The 20,817-nt window shown below is 71.9% G+C and carries 17 protein-coding genes; 5 read left to right on the top strand and 12 right to left on the bottom strand.

All coding sequences use genetic code 11. The features are described 5' to 3' along the window. Nucleotides 1–57 precede the first annotated feature (57 nt). Complete coding sequence (locus ATJ88_RS08720; RefSeq protein WP_098463489.1) at nucleotides 58–939, top strand: PAC2 family protein; 882 nt, start codon at nucleotides 58–60, stop codon at nucleotides 937–939. A 79-nt stretch (nucleotides 940–1,018) separates the two neighbouring features. Here ATJ88_RS08720 and mshC read toward each other — a convergent pair whose 3' ends face one another. Both mshC and uppP read right to left on the bottom strand, forming a co-directional pair. Then, a complete protein-coding gene (gene mshC, locus ATJ88_RS08715) occupies nucleotides 1,019–2,308 on the bottom strand; it encodes a cysteine--1-D-myo-inosityl 2-amino-2-deoxy-alpha-D-glucopyranoside ligase (protein WP_098463488.1) in 1,290 nt (429 codons plus the stop codon). Between the two features lie 18 nt (nucleotides 2,309–2,326). Continuing rightward, the gene (gene uppP, locus ATJ88_RS08710; protein ID WP_098465225.1) at nucleotides 2,327–3,199 is read right to left on the bottom strand and encodes an undecaprenyl-diphosphatase UppP; all 873 of its coding nucleotides are present in this window, start codon (nucleotides 3,197–3,199) and stop codon (nucleotides 2,327–2,329) included. Nucleotides 3,200–3,280: 81 nt separating this feature from the next. On the opposite strand from uppP, the gene ATJ88_RS08705 reads away from it, so the two are divergent. Further along, nucleotides 3,281–4,249 (top strand): aldo/keto reductase, encoded by a 969-nt coding sequence (locus ATJ88_RS08705; RefSeq protein ID WP_098463487.1) that lies wholly within the window; start codon nucleotides 3,281–3,283, stop codon nucleotides 4,247–4,249. A 34-nt stretch (nucleotides 4,250–4,283) separates the two neighbouring features. Here the strand turns inward: ATJ88_RS08705 and ATJ88_RS08700 are convergent, their stop codons facing one another. Next, nucleotides 4,284–4,580, bottom strand: coding sequence for a primosomal protein (locus tag ATJ88_RS08700; protein ID WP_098463486.1), 297 nt, complete (start codon nucleotides 4,578–4,580; stop codon nucleotides 4,284–4,286). Between the two features lie 73 nt (nucleotides 4,581–4,653). Here ATJ88_RS08700 and ATJ88_RS08695 point away from each other — a divergent pair, with 73 nt between their 5' ends. Next, on the top strand, nucleotides 4,654–4,860 hold the full coding sequence (locus ATJ88_RS08695) for a DUF5703 family protein (RefSeq protein ID WP_098463485.1): 207 nt from the start codon (nucleotides 4,654–4,656) through the stop codon (nucleotides 4,858–4,860). A gap of 8 nt (nucleotides 4,861–4,868) precedes the next feature. After that, nucleotides 4,869–5,648: a fructosamine kinase family protein gene (locus ATJ88_RS08690; protein WP_098463484.1), complete on the top strand. Its 780-nt coding sequence runs from the start codon at nucleotides 4,869–4,871 to the stop codon at nucleotides 5,646–5,648. A gap of 46 nt (nucleotides 5,649–5,694) precedes the next feature. Here ATJ88_RS08690 and ATJ88_RS08685 read toward each other — a convergent pair whose 3' ends face one another. Beyond that, nucleotides 5,695–7,041, bottom strand: coding sequence for a M20/M25/M40 family metallo-hydrolase (locus ATJ88_RS08685; protein WP_425432667.1), 1,347 nt, complete (start codon nucleotides 7,039–7,041; stop codon nucleotides 5,695–5,697). Then, nucleotides 7,038–9,128: a M3 family metallopeptidase gene (locus ATJ88_RS08680; RefSeq protein WP_098463483.1), complete on the bottom strand. Its 2,091-nt coding sequence runs from the start codon at nucleotides 9,126–9,128 to the stop codon at nucleotides 7,038–7,040. The genes ATJ88_RS08685 and ATJ88_RS08680 overlap by 4 nt, the downstream gene beginning before the upstream one ends. 158 nt (nucleotides 9,129–9,286) lie before the next feature. Here ATJ88_RS08680 and ATJ88_RS08675 point away from each other — a divergent pair, with 158 nt between their 5' ends. Next, nucleotides 9,287–10,690, top strand: coding sequence for a lytic polysaccharide monooxygenase (locus ATJ88_RS08675; protein WP_098463482.1), 1,404 nt, complete (start codon nucleotides 9,287–9,289; stop codon nucleotides 10,688–10,690). A gap of 51 nt (nucleotides 10,691–10,741) precedes the next feature. Here the strand turns inward: ATJ88_RS08675 and ATJ88_RS08670 are convergent, their stop codons facing one another. The 7 genes from ATJ88_RS08670 to ATJ88_RS08640 all read right to left on the bottom strand — a co-directional run bounded on the left by ATJ88_RS08670 (nucleotide 10,742) and on the right by ATJ88_RS08640 (nucleotide 20,784). Further along, the gene (locus tag ATJ88_RS08670; RefSeq protein WP_098463481.1) at nucleotides 10,742–12,337 is read right to left on the bottom strand and encodes an ABC-F family ATP-binding cassette domain-containing protein; all 1,596 of its coding nucleotides are present in this window, start codon (nucleotides 12,335–12,337) and stop codon (nucleotides 10,742–10,744) included. 223 nt (nucleotides 12,338–12,560) lie between these two features. Next, the gene (locus tag ATJ88_RS08665; RefSeq protein ID WP_098463480.1) at nucleotides 12,561–13,502 is read right to left on the bottom strand and encodes an SDR family oxidoreductase; all 942 of its coding nucleotides are present in this window, start codon (nucleotides 13,500–13,502) and stop codon (nucleotides 12,561–12,563) included. Further along, complete coding sequence (locus ATJ88_RS08660; protein WP_098463479.1) at nucleotides 13,499–14,419, bottom strand: bile acid:sodium symporter family protein; 921 nt, start codon at nucleotides 14,417–14,419, stop codon at nucleotides 13,499–13,501. The genes ATJ88_RS08665 and ATJ88_RS08660 overlap by 4 nt, the downstream gene beginning before the upstream one ends. Further along, nucleotides 14,416–15,795, bottom strand: coding sequence for a flavin-containing monooxygenase (locus tag ATJ88_RS08655; RefSeq protein ID WP_245852276.1), 1,380 nt, complete (start codon nucleotides 15,793–15,795; stop codon nucleotides 14,416–14,418). The genes ATJ88_RS08660 and ATJ88_RS08655 overlap by 4 nt, the downstream gene beginning before the upstream one ends. A 160-nt stretch (nucleotides 15,796–15,955) precedes the next feature. Continuing rightward, on the bottom strand, nucleotides 15,956–18,736 hold the full coding sequence (locus ATJ88_RS08650; RefSeq protein WP_170023577.1) for an SIR2 family NAD-dependent protein deacylase: 2,781 nt from the start codon (nucleotides 18,734–18,736) through the stop codon (nucleotides 15,956–15,958). Nucleotides 18,737–18,923: 187 nt separating this feature from the next. Further along, nucleotides 18,924–19,547 (bottom strand): GNAT family N-acetyltransferase, encoded by a 624-nt coding sequence (locus ATJ88_RS08645; protein WP_098463477.1) that lies wholly within the window; start codon nucleotides 19,545–19,547, stop codon nucleotides 18,924–18,926. Nucleotides 19,548–19,578: 31 nt separating this feature from the next. After that, nucleotides 19,579–20,784 (bottom strand): AI-2E family transporter, encoded by a 1,206-nt coding sequence (locus tag ATJ88_RS08640; protein ID WP_245852273.1) that lies wholly within the window; start codon nucleotides 20,782–20,784, stop codon nucleotides 19,579–19,581. Nucleotides 20,785–20,817 lie beyond the last annotated feature (33 nt).

Here is a 20,817-nt window from a genome sequence, read left to right as displayed (position 1 = left end):
GGGGAACGCCGTCGCGCGTCCGGCGACGCGGGGACCGGCGCTGTATAGGGTGACCAGATGAGCACGGAGCAGCCTGTCGGCCGCCACGGAGCACGTCGGACCGTCATGATCGCCGCTTTCGAGGGCTGGAACGACGCGGGTGGGGCAGCCTCCTCCGCGATCGAGCACCTGACGGAGGTGTGGGGCGCGTCCCTGCACTCCGAGCTGGACCCGGAGGACTTCCACGACTTCCAGGTGAACCGGCCGATGGTGGGTCCGGGGCCCGACGGGCGCCGCATCATCGCGTGGCCGACGACGACGATCTCGGTCGCGGAGCTCCCCGAGCGGCGGGTGGTGCTGGTGCACGGCATCGAGCCGTCGTTCCGCTGGCGGGCGTTCTGCGCGGAGATCCTGGACGCCGCCGAGGAGCTGGGGGTGAGCACCGTCGTCACCCTGGGCGCCCTGCTCGCGGACGTGCCGCACACGCGCCCGATCCCGATGTCCGCGTCGACGGAGAGCGAGGGGCTGCAGGCCGTCCTCGACGTCGAGCCGAGCACGTACGAGGGCCCGACGGGCATCGTCGGGGTGCTGCAGCACGAGGCCGCGGCGCGGGACCTCCAGGCGGTGTCCCTGTGGGCGGCGGTGCCGCACTACGTCGCCAACCCGCCGTCACCGAAGGCGACGCTGGCGATCCTGGCGCGGATCGAGGAGCTGCTGGCCACGCCCGTGCCGCTGGGGGACCTGCCGGAGGACGCGGAGGCGTGGCAGGCCGGGGTGGACGAGCTCGCGGGCGAGGACGCCGAGATCGCGGAGTACGTGGCGCAGCTCGAGGAGGCGAAGGACGCCGTCGAGCTGCCGGAGGCGTCGGGCGAGGCGATCGCGCGCGAGTTCGAGCGCTACCTGCGGCGCCGCGACCCGGGTGCCGGCCCGGACAAGCGGGGCGGGCAGCCCGAGCTCTGAGCGGCTGGCCGGCGGCCCCCGCCGCGGCGCACGACGACGCCCGTCCTCCGGTCCGGCCGGAGGACGGGCGTCGTCGGTGTCAGAGGCGGATGCCGAGCAGCGCGTTGACGGCGCGCGCCACGACCCCGGGGGCGCCCTCGTCGTCGCCGGAGGTGTCCCGGCCCGGCGCGAGCGACCGCTCGGCCCAGGCGTCGACGGCCGCGAGCGCGCGGGGGGCGTCGAGGTCGTCGGCCAGGGCGGCGCGCAGGTCCGCCAGCAGGTCGGTCGCGTCCGGGCCGCCGTTGCCCGAGACGGCGGCACGCCAGCGCTCCAGGCGGGCGACGCCCTCCGCGAGGACCGCGTCGGTCCACTCCCACTCGCAGCGGTAGTGGTGGGCCAGGACCCCGAGGCGGACCGCCATGGGGTCGACGCCGTCGGCGCGCAGCCGCGACACGAGCACGAGGTTGCCGCGGGACTTGCTCATCTTGTGGCCCTCGTAGGACACGAGCGCGGCGTGCGCGTGGACGCGCGGCGCGCTGCCGGGCCCGGCCAGGACGCGGCCGTGGGAGACCGACATCTCGTGGTGGGGGAACACGAGGTCCGCTCCCCCGCCCTGGACGTCGAACGGCAGCCCGAGGCCGTCGCGCGCGATGACGGAGCACTCGACGTGCCAGCCGGGTCGGCCCGTGCCGAGCACGCCCGCCTCCCAGGTGGGCTCGCCCGGGCGCTCGCGCCGCCACAGCAGCGGGTCCAGGGCGTTCTTCTTGCCCTCGCGGTCGGGGTCGCCGCCGCGCTCGGCGAACAGCGTCGCCATCGTGGCGTCGTCGTAGCCGGAGACCGTGCCGAACGCCGGGTCGGCGCCCAGGTCGGCGTACACGTCGCCGAGGCCGGGGTCGTCGCCGCCCGCGCCGGGCTCGACCGGGACCCGGTAGGCGGAGCCGTCGGCGAGCATCTGCGCGACCGCGTCGGCGATGGCGTCGACGTGCTCCACGACGCCCGTCCAGGGCTGCGGCGGGACGACGCCGAGCGCCGTCATGTCCTCGCCGAACAACGCGATCTGGTCGCGCGCGAGGTCGCGCCAGTCGACCCCGGTGGCGTCGGCGCGCTCCAGCAGCGGGTCGTCGACGTCCGTGACGTTGGAGCAGTAGGTGACGTCCTTGCCGGCGTCGAGCCACGCGCGGTGCAGCAGGTCGAACGCGACGTAGGTCGCGGCGTGCCCCAGGTGCGTGGCGTCGTAGGGGGTGATGCCGCACACGTAGCTGCGGGCGGTGGGTCCGGGCGCCGGGTCGACCAGCTCACCCGTCGTGGTGTCGTGCACGCGCACGACGGGACGGTGCCCGTCGGCGGGGGCGGGGAGCTCGGGGATCTGGGGGAAGGGCCAGGAACGCACGGCCTCAGGGTACCGGCGTCACAGGTGCGCCCCGGAGTCCGCCTCCAGCACGCCGGTGAGCAGCAGGACGATCACGAGCGCCGCGAGGGCGTACCGGTAGTAGACGAACGGCCGGTAGGAGTACGTCGAGATGATCTTGAGGAACCCGATGAGGACGACGTACCCGACGACGAACGCGACGAGCGTCGCCAGGACGATGTCGACGGCGTCCGCCGACCCGGGTGCGGCGTCCCCGGCCGCGGCCTTGGCGATCTGGTAGAAGCCGGAGCCGAGCACCGCCGGGACGGCGAGCAGGAACGAGTAGTCCGCGGCGGCCTTGCGGGTGAAGCCCATCGCCAGGCCCGCGGTGATCGTGCCGCCGGAGCGGGACACGCCCGGCACCAGCGCGAGGGACTGCGCGAGGCCGAACCCGATCGCCCGCCTCGGCGTCAGCTCGTCGATCTGGCGCTCCCGCCGCCCGAGCCGGTCGGCGACGTCCAGCAGCACGGCGAAGACCACCAGCATGACCACCGTGATCCAGAGGTTGCGCAGGGACGTCTCGATCGCGTCCTGGAACAGCAGGCCCAGCACGACGATGGGGATCGAGCCCAGCGCGATGTACCAGGCCATGCGCGCGTCCGGGTCGTGCGCGCCCATGCGGGAGCGCCAGTCGGGTCCGTGGTCGCCGCGCAGGGACGTCCACCACCCCACGCAGACGTCGCGGATGGTGCGCCGGTAGTACAGCAGGACGGCGGTCTCCGTGCCGATCTGCGAGACGGCCGTGAACAGGGCACCCGGGTCCACGCCGCCGATCAGCTCCCCCACGATGCGCAGGTGCGCGCTGGAGGAGATCGGCAGGAACTCGGTCAGGCCCTGCACCAGGCCGAGGAGGATCGCTTCCCAAGGACTCACGAGCGGCAACACTACCCGTGACCTGGCCGTCCACGGCGCGGGTCCCGGACGGGCCTGTCCGCCGACGGTAGGCTCCGGCGCATGGAACGACGGCAGGTGGGCACCTCGGGCCTTCGGGTCTCCGCGCTCGGGCTGGGGACGATGACCTGGGGCCGCGACACCGACGAGGTGGACGCCGCGGACGTGCTGCGCACGTTCCTCGACGCCGGCGGCGACCTCGTCGACACCGCCGCGTCGTACGCCGACGGGGACGCCGAGCGCGTCCTCGGCGGGCTGCTCGCCGGACGCGTCGACCGCGACGACGTGGTGATCGTCACCAAGGCCGGGGTGCGCCACGGCCTGGAGGGCGCCCGCCGGGACGCCTCCCGCGGCGGCCTGCTCGGCGAGCTCGACGCCTCGCTGGGCCGGCTCGGCACCGACCACGTCGACCTGTTCCTCGTGGCGTGCCCCGACCCGGTGACCCCCCTGGAGGAGACGGTGTCCGCGCTGCGGCTCGCCGTCACGAGCGGCCGGGCACGCTACGTGGGGCTGTCCAACCACCCCGCGTGGGCATCGGCGCGGGCCGCGACCCTGCTGGCCGACGACGGGGTGGGACTCGCCGCCCTCGAGCTCGAGTACTCGCTGCTGCAGCGCGGCCTGGAGCGGGAGATCGCGCCCGCCGCGGCGGCGCTCGGCCTCGGCGTGCTGGCCTGGTCGCCGCTGGGTCGCGGCGTGCTCACGGGCAAGTACCGCCGCTCGGTCCCCGCGACGTCACGGGCGGCGTCGGACCACCTGGCCGGGTTCGTCGCCCAGTACCTGGAGGACGCCGCGGCGGCCGCCGTGGTCGAGGCCGTGGCGACCGCCGCCGACGGCCTGGGCCGGGCACCCCTGGAGGTCGCGCTCGCCTGGCTGCTCGACCGGCCCGTGGTCGCCTCGGCCGTCGTGGGGGCGCGCACCCCCGCCCAGCTCAAGGGGACGCTCGGCGCCCTCGACCTCGCGCTGCCGCAGGAGGTCCGGGGCGCGCTCGACGACGTCTCCGCCATCGAGGTCGGCTACCCCGAGCGCTGGTAGGTCCCGGCCGACCGCGACGGGCGGCCCGCGGCCGTCAGCGCGCGCTGGCGTCCGCGTCGTCGAGGTCGTCGTCGAGGTCGTCGTCGTCCTCGTCCTCGTCGTCGTCCTCGTCGTCCTCGTCGTCGTCCTCCCCGTCGTCCAGGTAGAACGGCGTCACCTCCGTGTACACCTGGGCGAGGGCGTCCTCGTACACCTCGAACGCGTCGGCGAGCACCTCGTAGGCGTCGTCGACGGCGGGGTCGTCCTCGGCTCGGCGGGTCTCCACGGCGTGGAGGTGCCCCTCGAGTGCGGCGACGAAGCGGTCCAACGCGGCACGCGGGTCAGCGGTCATGCTCTGACGTTAGCCGCACCGGGGGCACAATGGGCAGACGAAAACGGAGGACGACCGGTCCGGGAGGCGACGGATGGCATCGAGCTGGCGCAGGCACGGGCACTACGAGTACCGCGTCGTGACGATCGACCGGGAGGTCTCGGTCCCCGACGCGCGCAAGATGCTCACCGAGGAGGCCGAGTACGGCCGGTGGGAGCTGGCGCGCACCCGCCTGTACCTCGGCGGGCAGCGCAAGGTGTGGCTGCGCCGCAAGGTCATCCGGGCCGCGTCCACGCTCTAGGCCGCCCGGTGGAGCGGTACCGCAAGTCCCGGACCGGTGCCCCGCCGGGGTTCTTCGGCACGGAGGCGGCGGGCCTGCGGTGGTTGACGGTGCCGGGCGGGCCGCGGGTCGCGAGCGTGCTGGACGTCGGGCCGGACCACCTGGACCTGGAGCGGGTCGACGCCGGGGCCCCGACGCCCGCGGCGGCGCGTGCCTTCGGACGTGCGCTCGCCGTCCTGCACGGCGCCGGTGCACCGGCGATCGGCGCGCTGCCGCCCGGGGCCGACGCGGGCTGGTTCGGACCGCTCGACGACCCGCTGCCCATGGCGGCGGGCGCGTGGGCGGACTGGCCCACGTTCTACGCCGAGGCCCGGCTGCGGCCCGTCGTGGAGCAGGGCCGCCGGCGCGGCATCCTGGACGCGGCCGACTCGGCGGCCGTGGAGGCGGTGTGCGCGCGCCTCGGCGACCTCGCCGGGCCGCCCGAGCCCCCGGCCCGCCTGCACGGCGACCTGTGGTCCGGCAACGTCCTGTGGTCCCCCGCCGGCGACGGCCGGGGCTCCGAGGCCGTGCTCATCGACCCGGCGGCGCACGGCGGGCACCGGGAGACGGACCTGGCGATGCTGGCGCTGTTCGGCGCCCCGCACCTGGACCACCTGCTGGCCGCGTACGACGAGACCCGCCCGCTCGCGCCGGGGTGGCGGGAGCGGACGGGTCTGCACCAGCTCTACCCGCTGGCGGTGCACGCCGTGCTGTTCGGCGGCGGGTACGTGGCGCGCACCCGCCGGCTGCTGGCGCGGCTCGGTCCCTGACCCGCACCGCCGGGACACCGCGCGCGGCGGGACGGGTCCGGGGCCGTCAGCAGGTGGACAGCAGGCGGTCGAGGACGCGGGTGCCGAACCGCAGCGCGTCGGTCGGGACGCGCTCGTCGACGCCGTGGAACATGCCCGCGAAGTCGAGGTCGCCGGGCAGGCGCAGCGGCGCGAACCCGTACCCGGTGATGCCGAGGCGGGCGAGCGACTTGTTGTCCGTGCCCCCCGACAGCGTGTACGGCAGGACGGCCGCGCCCGGGTCCTCCGCGTGCAGGGCGTCGACCATGGCGTCGACCAGGCTCCCGGAGAACGGCACCTCGAGCGACCGGTCGGCGTGGATCGTCTCGATCCGCACCCGGTCCCCGGCCAGGTCGCGCAGCACGTCCATCGCCTCGTCGCCCCGGCCGGGCAGGGTGCGCATGTCCAGCGCAGCGGTCGCGGTGCCCGGGATGACGTTGGCCTTGTACCCGGCGTCGAGCTGGGTCGGGTTGGTCGTGTGCCGCACGGTGGCACCGACGAACTTCGCGGCCGGGCCGAGCGCCGCGACGAGCGCGTCCACCTGGTCGGGGTCGGCGCCGCCGTCGGGGTCGAACGGCAGGCCGGTGAGGTCGGCGACGCCACGCAGCAGCTTCTCGACGGTCGGGGTGAGGGTGTACGGCCAGGCGTGCTTCCCGATCCGCGCCACGGCCGCGGCGAGCTCGGTCACGGCGTTCTCCGTGTTGACCTGCGACCCGTGCCCGGCCCGGCCGTCGGCCACGAGGCGGAGCCAGGCCAGGCCCTTCTCGGCCGTCTGCACGAGGTAGGCCCGCCGCCCGCCGACCTCGACGGAGAACCCGCCCACCTCGCTGATCGCGTCGGTCGCGCCCTCGAACAGCTCGGGGTGGCGGTCGACCAGCCAGCGCGCGCCGAGGACTCCCCCGGCCTCCTCGTCGGCGAACATGCCGATGACGACGTCGCGCGCAGGGCGCCGGCCCTCGCGGACCATCTGGCGCACGACCGCGAGGATCATCGCGTCCATGTCCTTCATGTCGACGGCGCCGCGCCCCCACAGCAGGCCGTCGCGCTCCTCCGCGGCGAACGGGTCGACGCTCCAGTCGGACGCCTGGGCGGGCACGACGTCGGTGTGGCCGTGCAGGACGAGGGCACCGCGGGACGGGTCGGCGCCCTCCCACCGCGCCACGACGGACGTGCGGCCCGGGGCGGCCTCGTAGACCTGCGGCTCCAGGCCGACCTCGGCCAGCAGCTCGGCCACGAGCTCGGCCGCGGGCCGCTCCCCCGGGCCGGAGTCGTCGCCGAAGTTCGAGGTGTCGATCCGCAGGAGGTCCCGGCAGATCCCGACGACCTCGTCCTCGGCGGTCGGGTGGGTGACGGCGGACTGCGCTGCGATGCTCACGACGCCACCGTACCCAGGCCGCGGCGGGCGAGGAGCGGGTCGATCTCGGCGTCGCGGCCGCGCAGGTCGCGGAACGAGGCCAGCGGGTCCTGCGACCCGCCGCGCGCCAGCAGCCGACGGCGGAACGTCTCGCCGTTGGCGCGCGTGAGGCCGCCGTTCTCCCCGTACCACTCGACGGTGTCGGCGTCGAGGACCTCGGACCAGATGTAGCTGTAGTAGGCGGCCGAGTACCCGGAGCCCCACACGTGGTTGAAGTAGGCGGTGCGGTACCGGGGCGGCACCGGGGCGTAGTCGAGTCCCGCGGCCGCGAGCGCCTCCTGCTCGAACCGGACGACGTCGTCGGGGTCGGTGGGGACGTCGTCGGGGCCGAGGCGGTGCCACGCCTGGTCGAGGAGGGCGGCGCCGAGGTACTCGGTGGTGGCGAACCCCTCGCCGTCGGCGCGGGCGGCGAGCAGGGTGTCGACCCAGGCGGCGGGCATCGGCTCGCCGGTGACGTGGTGGACGGCGTAGGACCGCAGGATCTCGGGCTCCCACGCCCACATCTCGTTGACCTGGGAGGGGTACTCGACGAAGTCGCGCGGGACGTTCGTGCCGGACTGCGACGGGTAGCGGACGTCGGAGAGCAGGCCGTGCAGGGCGTGCCCGAACTCGTGGAACAGGGTGATGACCTGGTCCCAGGTGAGCAGGGTGGGGCGGCCGGGCTCGGGCTTGACGACGTTGAGGTTGTTGAGGACGACGGGTCGCTGGCCGAACAGGTGGTTCTGGTCGACCAGGGTGTTCATCCAGGCGCCGCCCCGCTTGGTGGGTCGGGTGTACCAGTCCGCGAGGAACAGGCCGAGGCCGGTGCCGGGCTCGCCGGGGGTCTCGGCGTCGAACACCTCGTAGACGCGGACGTCGGGGTGGTAGCCCGGCAGGTCGTCGCGCTCGACGAAGGACAGCCCGTAGAGGCGGTGCGCGGCCTCGAGCACGCCGTGGTGCACGACGCGCTCCAGCTCGAGGTAGGGGCGCAGCTCGGCGTCGTCGAGGGCGTAGCGCTCGCCCTTGACCTGCGCGGCGAGGTGCGCCCAGTCGGCGGCGGTGAGGTCCGCGTCGGGCCGGGTGCGGCGCAGGTGCGCGGCGAGCTCGGCGCCCTCGGCGCGCGCGTTGGCGACCGCCGGCGGCGCGAGGCGGGTGAGCATCTGCGCGACGGCGTCGGCGCTGCCGGCGGTGGCGTCCTCGGCGACCCAGGAGGCGTGGTGGGGGTGGCCGAGGAGGCGGGCGCGCTCGGCGCGCAGGCGGGCGATCTCCAGCAGGGTGGCGCGGGTGTCGTTGTCGTCGCCGTGCGTGCCGCGGGTCTCGCTGGCCTCCTGGACGCGACGGCGCACGGCCGGGTCGGTGAGGGAGCCGACGACGTCCTGGCGGGTGGGCAGCTGCAGGACGACGAGCCACCCGCCGGGGTGTCCGGCCTCGAGCGCGGCCTGCGCGGCGGCGGCGACGGCGTCGTCGGAGAGGCCGGCGAGCTCGGCGGGGTCGGTGAGCAGCACGCCGGAGGCCTTCTCCCCGGCGAGGAGCAGACGGCCGTAGACGGCGGAGAGCTCGGACAGGCGGGCGTTGAGCTCGCGCAGCCGCTCCTGCTCGGCCGGGCCGAGGTCGATGCCGGCGCGGCGCAGGTCCTTGAGCCAGGTGCGCAGGAGCCAGGCCTGGTCCGCGTCGAGGGTGACCTCGCCGGCCTCGACGCGACCCTGGAGCTCGACGAGGCGGGCGTGCAGGCGGGCGTCCTGGTGGATGGCGTCGTGGTGGGCGGCGTACAGCGGCGCGGTGCGCTCGTAGACCTCCTCGACGTCGGGGGTGGCGTGCGCGCTGACGAGGTTGAACAGGACCTGCCCGGCGCGGTGCAGCAGCCGGCCGGACCGCTCGAGGGCGTCGAGGGTGTTCTCGACGGTGGCGGGCTCGGTGGCGGTCGCGATCGCGTCGATCTCGGCGCGCTGCTCGGCGAGGCCCTCGAGCACCGCCGGCTCGAGGTGCTCGACGCGGAGCACCCGGAAGTCGGGGAGCTCGTAGGGCAGGTCGGACGGGCGGGCGAGCGGGTTCTCCGCGGCAAGGGCCATGCCGTCATCCAACACCGTGGTCCGGCGGGAGGTCGAACCCGCGCACCGGGGCCGGTGCCCCGACGGCCGGGGTGGGCGAAACGTTTAGCACGGTCGGCACGGCGGTCCGGGTGCGGCAGCGTGGACGGGTCCGGTCCGTGAGAACGAAGGAGTTCGACATGCGACGACTCGCAGCCCTGGCCGCCGTGGTGGCCCTCGGCGCGGCAGGCCTGGTGGTGGCGACGTCCCCGCCACCGGCCGAGGCGCACGGCGCGCAGATGTTCCCCGGCAGCAGGCAGTACTTCTGCTGGGTCGACGGCACGTCGGCGGGCGGTGACATCTCCCCGACGAACCCCGCGTGCGCCGACGCGGTCGCCGCGAGCGGCAAGACGCCCCTGTACAACTGGTTCGGCAACCTGGACTCGAACGGCGCCGGGAGGACGGTCGGGTACGTCCCGGACGGCCGGATCTGCGACGGCGGCGGTCGCGGCCCGTACGACTTCGAGCCGTACAACGCGCCGCGCACGGACTGGCCGACGACGCACCTCACCGCGGGCGACACGTACGAGTTCCGGCACAACAACTGGGCGGCGCACCCGGGCCGGTTCGACGTCTACCTCACGACCGAGGGGTTCGACCCGACGGCGCCGCTGGCCTGGGACGACCTGGAGCTGGTCGACTCGGTCACCGACCCGCCGGCGTCGGGCGGCCCGGGCGACCTCAACCACTACTCCTGGGACGTCACCCTGCCGGCGGACCGCACGGGCCGGCACGTGGTGTTCACGCACTGGGTGCGCTCGGACAGCGCCGAGAACTTCTACTCCTGCTCGGACGTCGTGTTCGACGGGGGGGACGGCGAGGTCACGGGCCTGGGCGGCGACCTCCCGACGCCCACGCCGACGCCCACGGACGACCCGGACGGCTGCCCCGACGCGGCGCCCGGCGCGCCCGGGTCGGCGACGGCCTCGGGGATCACGGCCACGGGCGCGCACGTCATGTGGGGTGCGGCGGAGTCCGGGTGCGTCACCGGCTACGACGTGCTCGACGTCGCGACGGGCGAGGTGCTGGCCACCACGCACGGCACGCCGATGGTGGACCTCACCGGGCTCGACCCGGGGACCGGCTACTCCGTCGTCGTGCGCTCGCGCAACGACCACGCGGGCACGACCTCCGCGCCGACCGCCGTCCTGACCTTCACCACCGAGGCCGACGACGGCGAGCCCGAGCCCACCCCGACGCCGACCGGGGAGCCGGCCGGCGCGTGCGAGGTCGACTACACCGCGTCGCACTGGGGCGACCACCCCGGGTTCACCGGGTCGGTGACCGTCCGCAACACCTCGGACGCCGCCGTGACGGGCTGGGTCGTGACGTTCGACTACCCCGGGGGGCAGCAGGTCGACGTCCCGGGCTGGAACGCGACCGTGTCGCAGTCCGGGACCCGCGTGACCGCCACCCACCCGGCGTGGGCGTCCACGATCGCGCCGGGCGCGGCGGTGACCTTCGGGTTCAACGGCACCGCGACGTCCGCGACCGACCATCCCGACCCCGCGGGCTTCACTCTCGCCGGGGTGACCTGCGGCTGACGGTCCGCGGCGGGCGCCGGCCGGGCACGCCCCGGACGGCGCCCGTCGACGTCATCGCTCCACCACCCCGTCGGGCGTCACCTCCAGGTGCAGGTCCACGCCGACCCGGTCGAGGAACGCCCCGTCGTGGCTGACGACCAGCAGCGCGCCCCGGTAGGCCGACAGCGCCTCCACCAGCCGGTCGGTGCTGGCCAGGTCGAGGTTGTTCGTCGGCTCGTCCAGCACGAGCAGCTGCGCGGGCGGGTCGGCGAGCAGCAGCCGCGCCAGGTGCACCCGGAACCGTTCGCCGCCCGACAGCGTGGCCACCGGCCGGTCCACCTGGTCGCCGCGCACGAGGAACCGGGCCAGGCGGCCCCGCAGCTCCCCGGGCGCGACGTGCGGCGCGCCCGACCGGACCGCGTCGAGGACGGTCGCGTCGTCGTCGAGGGCGTCGAGGCGCTGCGGCAGGTACCCGACCCGGTCGGTGCGCAGCTCGCCCGCCGGCGACGGACCGGCGAGCAGCCGCTCCAGCAGCGTCGTCTTGCCGACGCCGTTCGCGCCGGTCAGCGCGACCCGGGCCGGGCCGGCCACGACGACGTCCCGCCCGTCCACGCCCCCCAGGACCGCGATCCGGCGCCCGGCCGGCACCCCGGGGTCCGGCAGGTCGACGACGATCCGGTCGTCGTCGCGCACGGCACGCTGCGCGGCCTCCACCGCGTCGCGCGCCGCCTGCTCCGCGGCCAGCGCGGCTCCCCGGCGGTCCCCCTGGGACTTCTCGGCGGAGTTGCGCCGGTCGTTCACGACGGCCTTGACGTACCTGGCGTTCGCCGTGTCGGTGCGGCCCTGCCGCTGGGAGTGCGCGATCCGTTCGGCCGTCCGGATCCGGTCGCGTCGCTCGCGCCGCCACGTCTGCTCGGCGTCGCGCACGGCCCGCTGCGCCGCCTCCTGCTGCACGGCGAGCGCCGCCTCGTACGCGGAGTACGGGCCGCCGTGGGTGGTCAGGGACCCGGCCCGCAGCTCGGCGGTCGCGTCGACGAGCTCCAGCAGGGCGCGGTCGTGGGACACCACGACGAGAGCGCCGCGCCAGGTGCGCACCAGCTCGGCGAGGCGCTCCCGGGCGGCCGCGTCGAGGTTGTTGGTCGGTTCGTCCAGCAGGGCGACGTCGGCCCGGCCGAGGCGGACGCCCGTGACGGCGGTCAGGACGGCCTCGCCGCCCGACAGCGTGCCCACCGTGCGGTCCAGGGCGCCGGGCGTGGCGGGCAGGCCCGCGGAGGCCAGCGCGGCGACCGCCCGTTCCTCGACGTCCCAGTCGTCGCCGACGACGTCGAACAGCTCGGGGCGGACGTCGCCGCCGGTGATGGCGCGCACGGCGTCCAGCGGTGCGCGCACGCCCAGCAGGTCGGCGACGGTGGCGCCGGTGTCCAGGGTGAGGCGCTGCGGCACGTAGGCGACGGTGCCGGCGACCCGCACGCCGCCTGCCGTGGGTGTCAGGTGTCCGGCGACGAGGCGCAGCAGCGTGGACTTGCCGGTGCCGTTGTCGCCGACGAGGCCGGTGCGGCCCGCGCCGAACGTGCCGGAGACGCCGGCGACCGGCGTGCCGCCGTCGGGCCAGGAGAAGGTGAGGTCGCGCAGGACGACCGCGGGAGAGGACGGGGTGCGAGCGGGCATGGTGCTCCCGGGGGGACGGGGTCGGGTGCGCCGACGTCGTCCGTCCACCAGGCGTGCACCGGTCCGGGTGCGGGTGGGCGGACCTCAGCGCGAGGTCGGACCGACCGTCGTGCCCGTCACCTGCTCGTCCTTCCGTCCGTCCCCTCTCACCTGCGGCCTGCCCGCGGGGACGGCGTCCACCCTCGCACCGGTGGCCGCCGTCCCGCAACGGATATGACGCACGTCACCCGCGCACGCGGAGCCACTCGTCGAACACCTCGGCGCTGGTGAACCGCGGGACGTACCCGAGGGACGCCTTGAGCGCCGCGTTGTCCAGCACCGGCCGGTAGCGCAGGAACCCGACCCGCTCCGGCCCGTGGACCGTCAGGCGCAGCGCCCGACCCACCCGCAGGGCGGCCGCGAGCAGCGGCGCCGGCACGTCCAGGGTGCGCTTGCCGAGCCGCGCCGCGATGTCCGCGACCGTCATCCGGCCGTCGCCGCACACGTTGAACGCGCCGGTCGCCGGGCCCGTCGCACCGGCCACGATCGCGCCGGTGACGTCGTCGACCCACGCGAACACGAAGGGGCTGTCGCTGCCGCGCACACGCAGCAGCCGCGGCCCGTCCCACAGCGCGGTGATCTGGTTCGCGACGCCCGGACCGAGGATCGTCCCGATGCGCAGGACCACCTGCCCGAGGCCCGGGTGCTCGACGCGGTAGCGCGCGAGCATCTCCTCCACGAGCCGCTTGTGCCGCGAGTACGTGAACTCGTCGTTGCCGCGCAGGGCGTCCGACTCCCGCAGCGGCACCGGGTTGTCCGCGTGGTAGCCGTAGGCCGCGCCCGACGACGAGATCACCACCCGGCGCACCCCCGCGGCCACGCACGCGTCGAGCACGTTCCGGGTGCCCTCGACGTCGACCCGGTACTCGGTGGCCTCGTCGAGCGTGCCCGGGTTCACGATGGCCGCGAGGTGCACGACCGTGTCGACCCCGTGCTCGGCCACCGCGGCCCGCACGGCGTCCGCGTCCGTCACGTCGAGCGTCACCGCGGTGACGCCGTCGGGCAGGGCGATGGGGGCACGCAGGTCGGCCGAGACGACCGCCTCGACGCCGTCGTGCGCGGCCAGCGCCGCCACCGCGTGCGAGCCGAGGAACCCCGACCCGCCGGTCACCAGGACCCGGCTCATGCTGCGACCTCCTGCCGCTCGCGCGCGCGGGTCCGCCGCGCCCAGACGGTCGCGAGGGTGAGGCCCGCGATGATGTCCCACACGCCCCACCACCCGGCCACGACGGCCATCCCGCCGATGCCGCCGAAGAACGTCATGACCAGACCCAGGCCGAGGGCGGCGTTGCGGATGCCGACCTCGAACGTCACGGCCTTGAGCTCGCGCGTGGCCAGGCGTCCCGCCCGCCCGGCGAGGTAGCCGAGGCCCAGCGCCACGGCGTCGTGCAGGAACACCGCGACGAGCACGACCCCGACCCACGCGACGAACACCGCGAAGTTGCCCGCGAGCGCCGCCACGACGAACCCGACGAGCGCGAGGATGCTGATCACGTGCACGGGCCGGTGCACCCGGGCGGCAAGCGAGGGCCAGCGGGTGCGCACGAGCAGCCCGGCGGCGAACGGCAGGCCGATGATGACGACGATGTCCACCATCATCGCCACGGGGTCGAGGCTGACCTGGGCGAGGATCTCCCGGCCGGTGGGGTGCAGGCCGCCCCAGAGCGCGATGTTCAGCGGCATGACGACGAGGTAGAGCGCGTTGCCGACCGCCGTGAGGGACACCGACAGCGCGACGTTGCCGCCGGCGCGGTAGGTGAGGATCTGCGAGACGTTCCCCGGCGGGCACGACGCCACGAGGATCATGCCGAGCGCGATCGAGGCCTGGACGCCGAGCAGCAGCGTCAGTCCGAACGTCACGGCGGGCAGCAGGACGACCTGCGCGAGCAGCGCGAGGACGGCCGCGCGCGGGGCGCGGCGCAGCACCCGGAAGTCCGCCGGGGACGTGTCGAGCGCGATGCCGAGCATGATGAGCGCGAGGACGACGTTGAGCGCCACCAGCGAGCCCGGGGAGAAGTTGACGACGACCTCGTCGATGTTCATCGGGTCACCGCCGGGGCGAGCTCGTCGGCCAGGCGCCGCACGGTGCGGCGGTAGGCGTCCTTGTTGACGTAGTAGCTCATGCGTTCCAGCCCGAGGTACCGGTAGCCGCCGGTGAGGTCGGGCCAGGTCCCGGCGACGCGCGCACGGAACGCGGCGACGCGGGACGCGGCGGCCGGGTCGCCGTCGGCGGCCGCGGCCTGGCCGGCGAGCAGGCGCGCCACGAGGTCGGCCTGCTCGGCACGGCCCTGCCAGCCGATGCCGGAGGCCTCCAGCATGCCGACGACGAACAGCCCGTTGAGGGAGGCGGGCACGATGTTGCAGAACAGGCGCGGGGAGGTGCCCGACCCGGGACCCGCCCAGTCGAGGTGCGCCGGGTCGAGGAACGGGTAGTCGAGCCGGTACCCGGTGGCGAGCAGGACGACGTCGTACTCCCCCGCGGTGCCGTCGGCGAACCGTACGGTGCGGCCGTCGAACCGCTCGACGTCGGCGCGCACGCGCAGGTCGCCCTGCCCGGCGTGCTGGAGCACGAGGGAGTTCACCACGGGGTGGGACTCGTAGATCTTGTGGTCCGGGGCGGGGAACCCGAACCGCTGCGGGTCCCCGTTGAGGAGCGTGAGCAGGCGCGAGTCGACGGCCTGCTTGATCCGGGCGGGCAGGGGGCGGCCCTGGTTGAGGGTGTCGGTGGGGCGGCCCAGCAGGTAGCGGGGCACGAACCAGTACCCGCGGCGCACCGACAGGTCGACGTGCGCGGCGCGGTGGACGGCGTCCACGGCGATGTCGCACCCGGAGTTGCCGCCGCCGACGACGAGCACCCGCTTGCCGGCGAACACGTCGCTGCTTTTGTACGCGCTGGAGTGCAGGACCTCGCCGGTGAACTCCCCGGCGAAGGTCGGCACGTTCGGCTCCGCCAGGGTGCCGTTCGCGACCACGACGTGGCTGTACCGGGCGACGTCCTCGGCGCCGTCGGGCCCGGTGGAGCGGACGTCCCAGCCGCTCGCGCCCGAGGCGTCGCCGTCGACCGGCTCGACGGCGGTCACCCGCGTGCCGAACCGGACGCCGCGCCGCAGGTCGAACGCGTCGGCGTACGCGTGGAAGTAGCGCAGCAGCTCGCGGTGGCTCGGGTAGTCGACGTCGCTGTCCATGGGGAGCTCGTCGAACTGGGTGGTGGTGCGCGACGAGATGAGGTGCGCCGACTCGTAGACGGTCGACCGGGGGTTGTCGATGTCCCACAGCCCGCCGACGTCGTCGTGGGCCTCGTAGCCCGTCCAGTCCAGACCCTCGCGGTCCAGGGCTCGCATCGTCGCCAGACCGGACGGACCCGCCCCGATCACCGCGACGCGTCGCTGCAGCGTCATCGCCTCGTGCTCCTCGCTCACCGCGCACCGTGCGCGGGGTCGCAGAGTCTACGTGAAACGAGGAGTACTACTTACACCGCCCTGTCGGCGACCGCCAAAGAGCCGACGCCGACAAGACCATGATCAGGCCACAGAATCGATGCCCACTTTCACCAAGACTGCACGCAAACGTGGAAACTCATTAACCAGCTAGGTGTAGCGGGGCACGTACGCGCATAGTGCGCCGCCCGGCAAGATCCTGCCGAAAAGCAGCCGCTAGCGACTTTCGTTGCGCCGCGTTGTCGAACGACCTAGAGGCTTCATAAAGTCGAACAAGAACGTTACTCAAAGCATTGGCCTTGGATTCCGACCGCTCTGAATAATAGCGATGAGCAAGAAGGTTCGAGACCACATCCTGCATTAAGGAAGTATTCTTGAGCCTCAGGACCACACCGAGCGCATCATCAAATCCTGCGTCATTGTCGCTTAGCAGAATCAGAATAGCAGCTCCGGCTGCAAGCAGATCTTTTTCGAAACCGACCGCTACTTCGGAGTCCAGGAACTCCCTCGCAGGGTTCGCTAAGGCGCCGCTGGCGAGACCGTGCGACACGCCACCCACGAACACGAACCCGCAAGCTCGATCTAGCGCATCGTCAACCCCGGAAGTGGTCGGCGCATCTCCCAGGACTTCCTCAAGCGCCCTGCCAAGAAGTTCCCTGAAACCATCCGATTGATGCAATTTAACGGACAATTGTGAGCATCCGACCATAATCGCGCGCAGCAATTCACGCTTCAAAGTCAGGTCGCTTACAAGCGTAGAGTTCCGCAAGACAATTGAAGCAACCTCAACTCCGCGCGCCAACAAATCCTCCTCTGTCATGCTGCGCTCATCAATAGATGGGAACGGCTCCACCTCAGACGTATCAAATATATCGAATAGGTCAGCCTCAGCGCCGTCTTCGCCCCCAGCCCTATTCGGATCATCGCGATGACGCGCTGAAGTTGACCCAACCGTAGCGGATGAGCTCCTGGCAATGAGAATCGGGTTGATCTCAGGAACAAGCGTGGACGGCCCAAGAATCTCCTTGCAAACACGCAAGGGCTCGGAATCTCGCCGCACTAGACCCGCATAGTGACAGAGGATGCCTCCGTAGTAGAGCGGGCGCTCAAGCACCCTTTCTCGCACAGTCGAATCAATCTCGGCCGACTTGGCAGCAAAGAACCAAAGGTAACTTGTCTGCGCAAAAACAACCCCTGACTCATTTCTTACAAGCAGCCGACGATCAAGCAATTCCACCACAGCGTCGATAGGCGAAATGTCGCTGTCGATGTCTTGAAGACAGGCGTCAATTAGCGAAGCGGCTTCGACTTCCGCCATCCCTGCAGTGTTCGCCTGAAAGAGCTCACGCGATAGACGAATCAGGCATTCCTCAAGATGATCGGATCGCGCCTCGTCCGCCGATTCAAACCGCCCAAGAAGTATGTCTAAATACTTCTCAAGAAGGCGGGTGGTCGAGCCGATGGACGACACACTGCCACCCCGGACCATGATCGCGACTAGCTGGGCGATAGTGAATGGATTCCGTGGCAGTCGCTCGTTACGGACAGCATCCATAACAGCCTTTGCGACCGGCTCCCATGCTTCAGGAGCGGCCGCCTTGGCGTAGCGAATTATGTCTTTCGACCCCAAAGGGCCGACATACCGAACAACCAATTCTCTCGAATTGAAGGCCGACAATAGCTGGTGCTCGGAGCCAGTGCGACACCCTAAGAACATTCTTCCCGCGTCAATCGTCGCAAGCCCAGCTACAATCTTGGAGAATGCCGAATGCTCGGGGTTAATGTTGTCGACAGCAATAGCAAGTCCCTTAAAGCCATTCTTCTTCACGTCGTATCCGACGGACTTTGCCTCTTTGGCAATTCTTCGCTGGACCGAGAAGTCCCGGTTGTTGGCGAAGCTGGCGTCTACAATAATGGGTGTCAGCCCGAATCGACGAGACGTATCCAAGAGAAGCCAGTTGAGTGCCGTTGTCAATCCGTACTGCGCGTCTCCAGCGATCACGGTGAAACGCTCGTCATCGACGATGCTTGAGCCCGAAATTCGCCGGTTCGAACCATTCTTTGAATCATCGCCGTCCGCAAGATCGACTGTCTGATCTGAGCGTTGCATAAGATTGAAGGCAGGCTCAATAACTACAAGTTCGCTGGGCGCCGCGGACAGATTGCTTGCGTCCGCGATATGCAACGCCCGACTCCGCAGTTCGGAAACCAGATGATTCTGAGCTTGCTCAAGCGTGGAAGCGACCACGGCTTCGTTCGAGGCTGCAACTAGCTTCTTAACGAAGGGTGTAAAATGAACATACTCATCACCATACTTTTCGACTTGAACGTTATGGTGGAAGTGTTCCACTACTGCATCTTTATACTCGGAAGCCTTGCATACTCGGTAATGGGTTGAACTCGGATCGGAGAATATCTTGGAGATCCAAGTCAGCACGCGGGAGAGATTGGGGTCCTTGGATCCGCCACCAAAGCCCATTAGCACGAGAGTGTTGGTGGTGGCGATCGCCTTCTGAAGCGCCTGCGCCTGCACATTCTCTATCACCGCATCGTAGTCGGAGGACGACAGTACGGCCGTATCCGCTCGGTCCCAGACGCCGTGCAAATGAAGGACCGTCTCGCCGCCTAGTTGACGACTGCTGCCCGAGTAAATGTCCAAGAGCGTAACTGTCGATCGTCCTGTTGCCTGCTCTAGCAGAGTGTCGTAATTGGTCGTAACAATTGGTCCCCCAAACTCCCGCAGAGCGTTTGCTAGTTCTTCATTCGCTATCTGAAGCTTTCCTATTGAGCCCGCAAGCCACTTGTGGCGAGCGGGGCTACCCGTCGCAAATGACTCCGACAGCGCATCTGCGGCACCAATTAGAGAGTTAGCGTCCGCGAGACTTTCTTCGAGATACAGCTCAGCTAGTTCGGCGTTGATCACGTCATCTTGATTTCCTTGATCTCTCAGGATCTGGATGCCGCCCGCTAACAGCCCTGCCCAGCTTGCATTGTCATCGTTATCAGTTAGCGCGGCGCTAACGCCGGCTCCCAATACGATTGCAGTCTGACCCCGTCGCATTGCATCAATAACCGTCACAGTTCCCCCTCGTCAGGTTCAGCAAATCTAGTCACGCGCTTGTGCGACCGCAATCCCGCCGACGGGCGAAGTCATCCCCCCACGGCATGACCGGCTCGCGCGGGTCGTCGGGGAGCAGCGACGCCATCCACGAGTCGCGGAGCATCCCGCGCTGCTCGCCGTAGGACCGCAGGGTGCCCTCGAACCGGAAGCCCAGCTTCCACGCGACGCGCCGCGAGGCCCAGTTGCCCACGAACGCCTGCCACTGGAGGCGGGTCAGCCCGAGGCCGTCCGGGTCGAGCGCCCAGTCGACGACGAGGCGCGCGGCCTCGGTGGTCAGGCCGCGCCCCCGGGCGTCGGGCGCCGTCCAGTAGCCGATCTCGCCGCGGCGCTGCGTGCCGGGCTCGCCCCCGGCGGAGACGCCGACCATGCCGAGCACCTCGCCGTCGACCGCGCCCGGGGCGCGCACGGCCCACGTGAAGTCACGTTCCTGCTCCCACCCGCCGGGCACGGAGCCCTCGACGAAGCCCGCCGCGTCGTCGCGGGTGTAGGGCGACGGCACGACCGTCCACGCGGCGATCGCCGGGTCGGTGCAGACCTGGGCGATCCGGTCGACGTCGGCGGTGGTCGGGACGGACAGGGTGACGGCGCTGCTGCGCAGGACGAACGGCTCCATGGCGGGATCCTGCCATCGGTCGCGCCGCTGGTCAGGTCGTTTTCCCGGCCCCGCCGCCGGTCGCCCTGTCGCCCGTCGCGGACTCCTCCGCCCCGGCGGGACCCGCCGGGACGGGGTCGACCTCGGGCGTCTCCGGGTCGCCGGGCGAGTCGGAGCTGTCGGGGGCGCCCCGCGGCAGCGGGACCGGCTGGTCGCCGCGCAGGGTGGAGAACACCGTCCACACGACGGCGACCAGCGGCACCGCGACGACGGCGCCGAGGATGCCCGCCAGCACGGTCCCCGCGAACACCGCGATCGCCACGACCACGGGGTGCAGCGAGACCTGCTTGCCCATGATGAGGGGCTGGAGCACGTGCCCCTCGAGCTGCCCGATGAGCGCGATCCCGATCGTGACGATGAGGGCCGTGACCACGCCCTCGGCGGCCAGCGCCACCACGGCGGCGATGATCATCGCCAGCGGCGCGCCGATGAGCGGGATGAACGCGCCGATGAGCACCAGCACCGCGAGCGGCGCCGCGAGCGGCACCCCCAGGATGCTCAGGAGCACGAACGCGAGGATGCCGTCGCTGAACGCGATGATGACGGTCCCGCGGGCGAACCCGGAGAACGTGTACCAGCCGGCGCCCGCCGCCTCCCGCAGCCGCCGGCGGTTGCGGACGGGCAGCTGGTGCACGAACCAGCTCCAGATCCGGTCGCCCGAGTTGACGAAGAAGATCGTGCAGAAGATCGCCAGGGCGATGACCATGAGCGCCTCGAGGACCGACCCGGCACTCTCGGCGGCCCGCGACGCGAGGGTCTCGGCGTTGTCCGACAGCCACTGCCCGCCCGCCTGCACCCACTCGTTGAGCTGGTCGCCCGTGACGGACAGCCCGAACGGCAGGTGCTGGAGGTACTCGAGGATCTGCTGCAGGCCGGTGTCGAACTGCCCGGCCAGCTCCGTCCACTGCCCGGCCACCGACGCGACGACGAACGTCATGAGCCCGCCGAACACGACCACCCCGGTCAGCAGGGACAGCACGGTGGCGAGCGGGCGCGGCATGACCCGGTCGTAGACGTTCGCCAGCGGGCGGAACACCGAAGTGAGCACGAGCGCGAGGAACACCGCGACGAACACCAGCTCGACCTGCGCGGTGGCGTACACCACGAGCGACAGGCCCACGACGAGGGCGACCAGGCGCCACGACCAGCCCGCGGACGTGCGTAGCCACTGCGGCACGTTCTCCCTCGCCTCGACCACCGTCGCTCCTCCCGCCACGTGCTGCCAGTGTGC

It is taken from the genome of Isoptericola jiangsuensis (genome assembly GCF_002563715.1).
In the GTDB taxonomy this organism is placed as follows: Bacteria; Actinomycetota; Actinomycetes; order Actinomycetales; family Cellulomonadaceae; genus Isoptericola; species Isoptericola jiangsuensis.
This window is presented reverse-complemented; position numbering and strand designations above follow the sequence as displayed.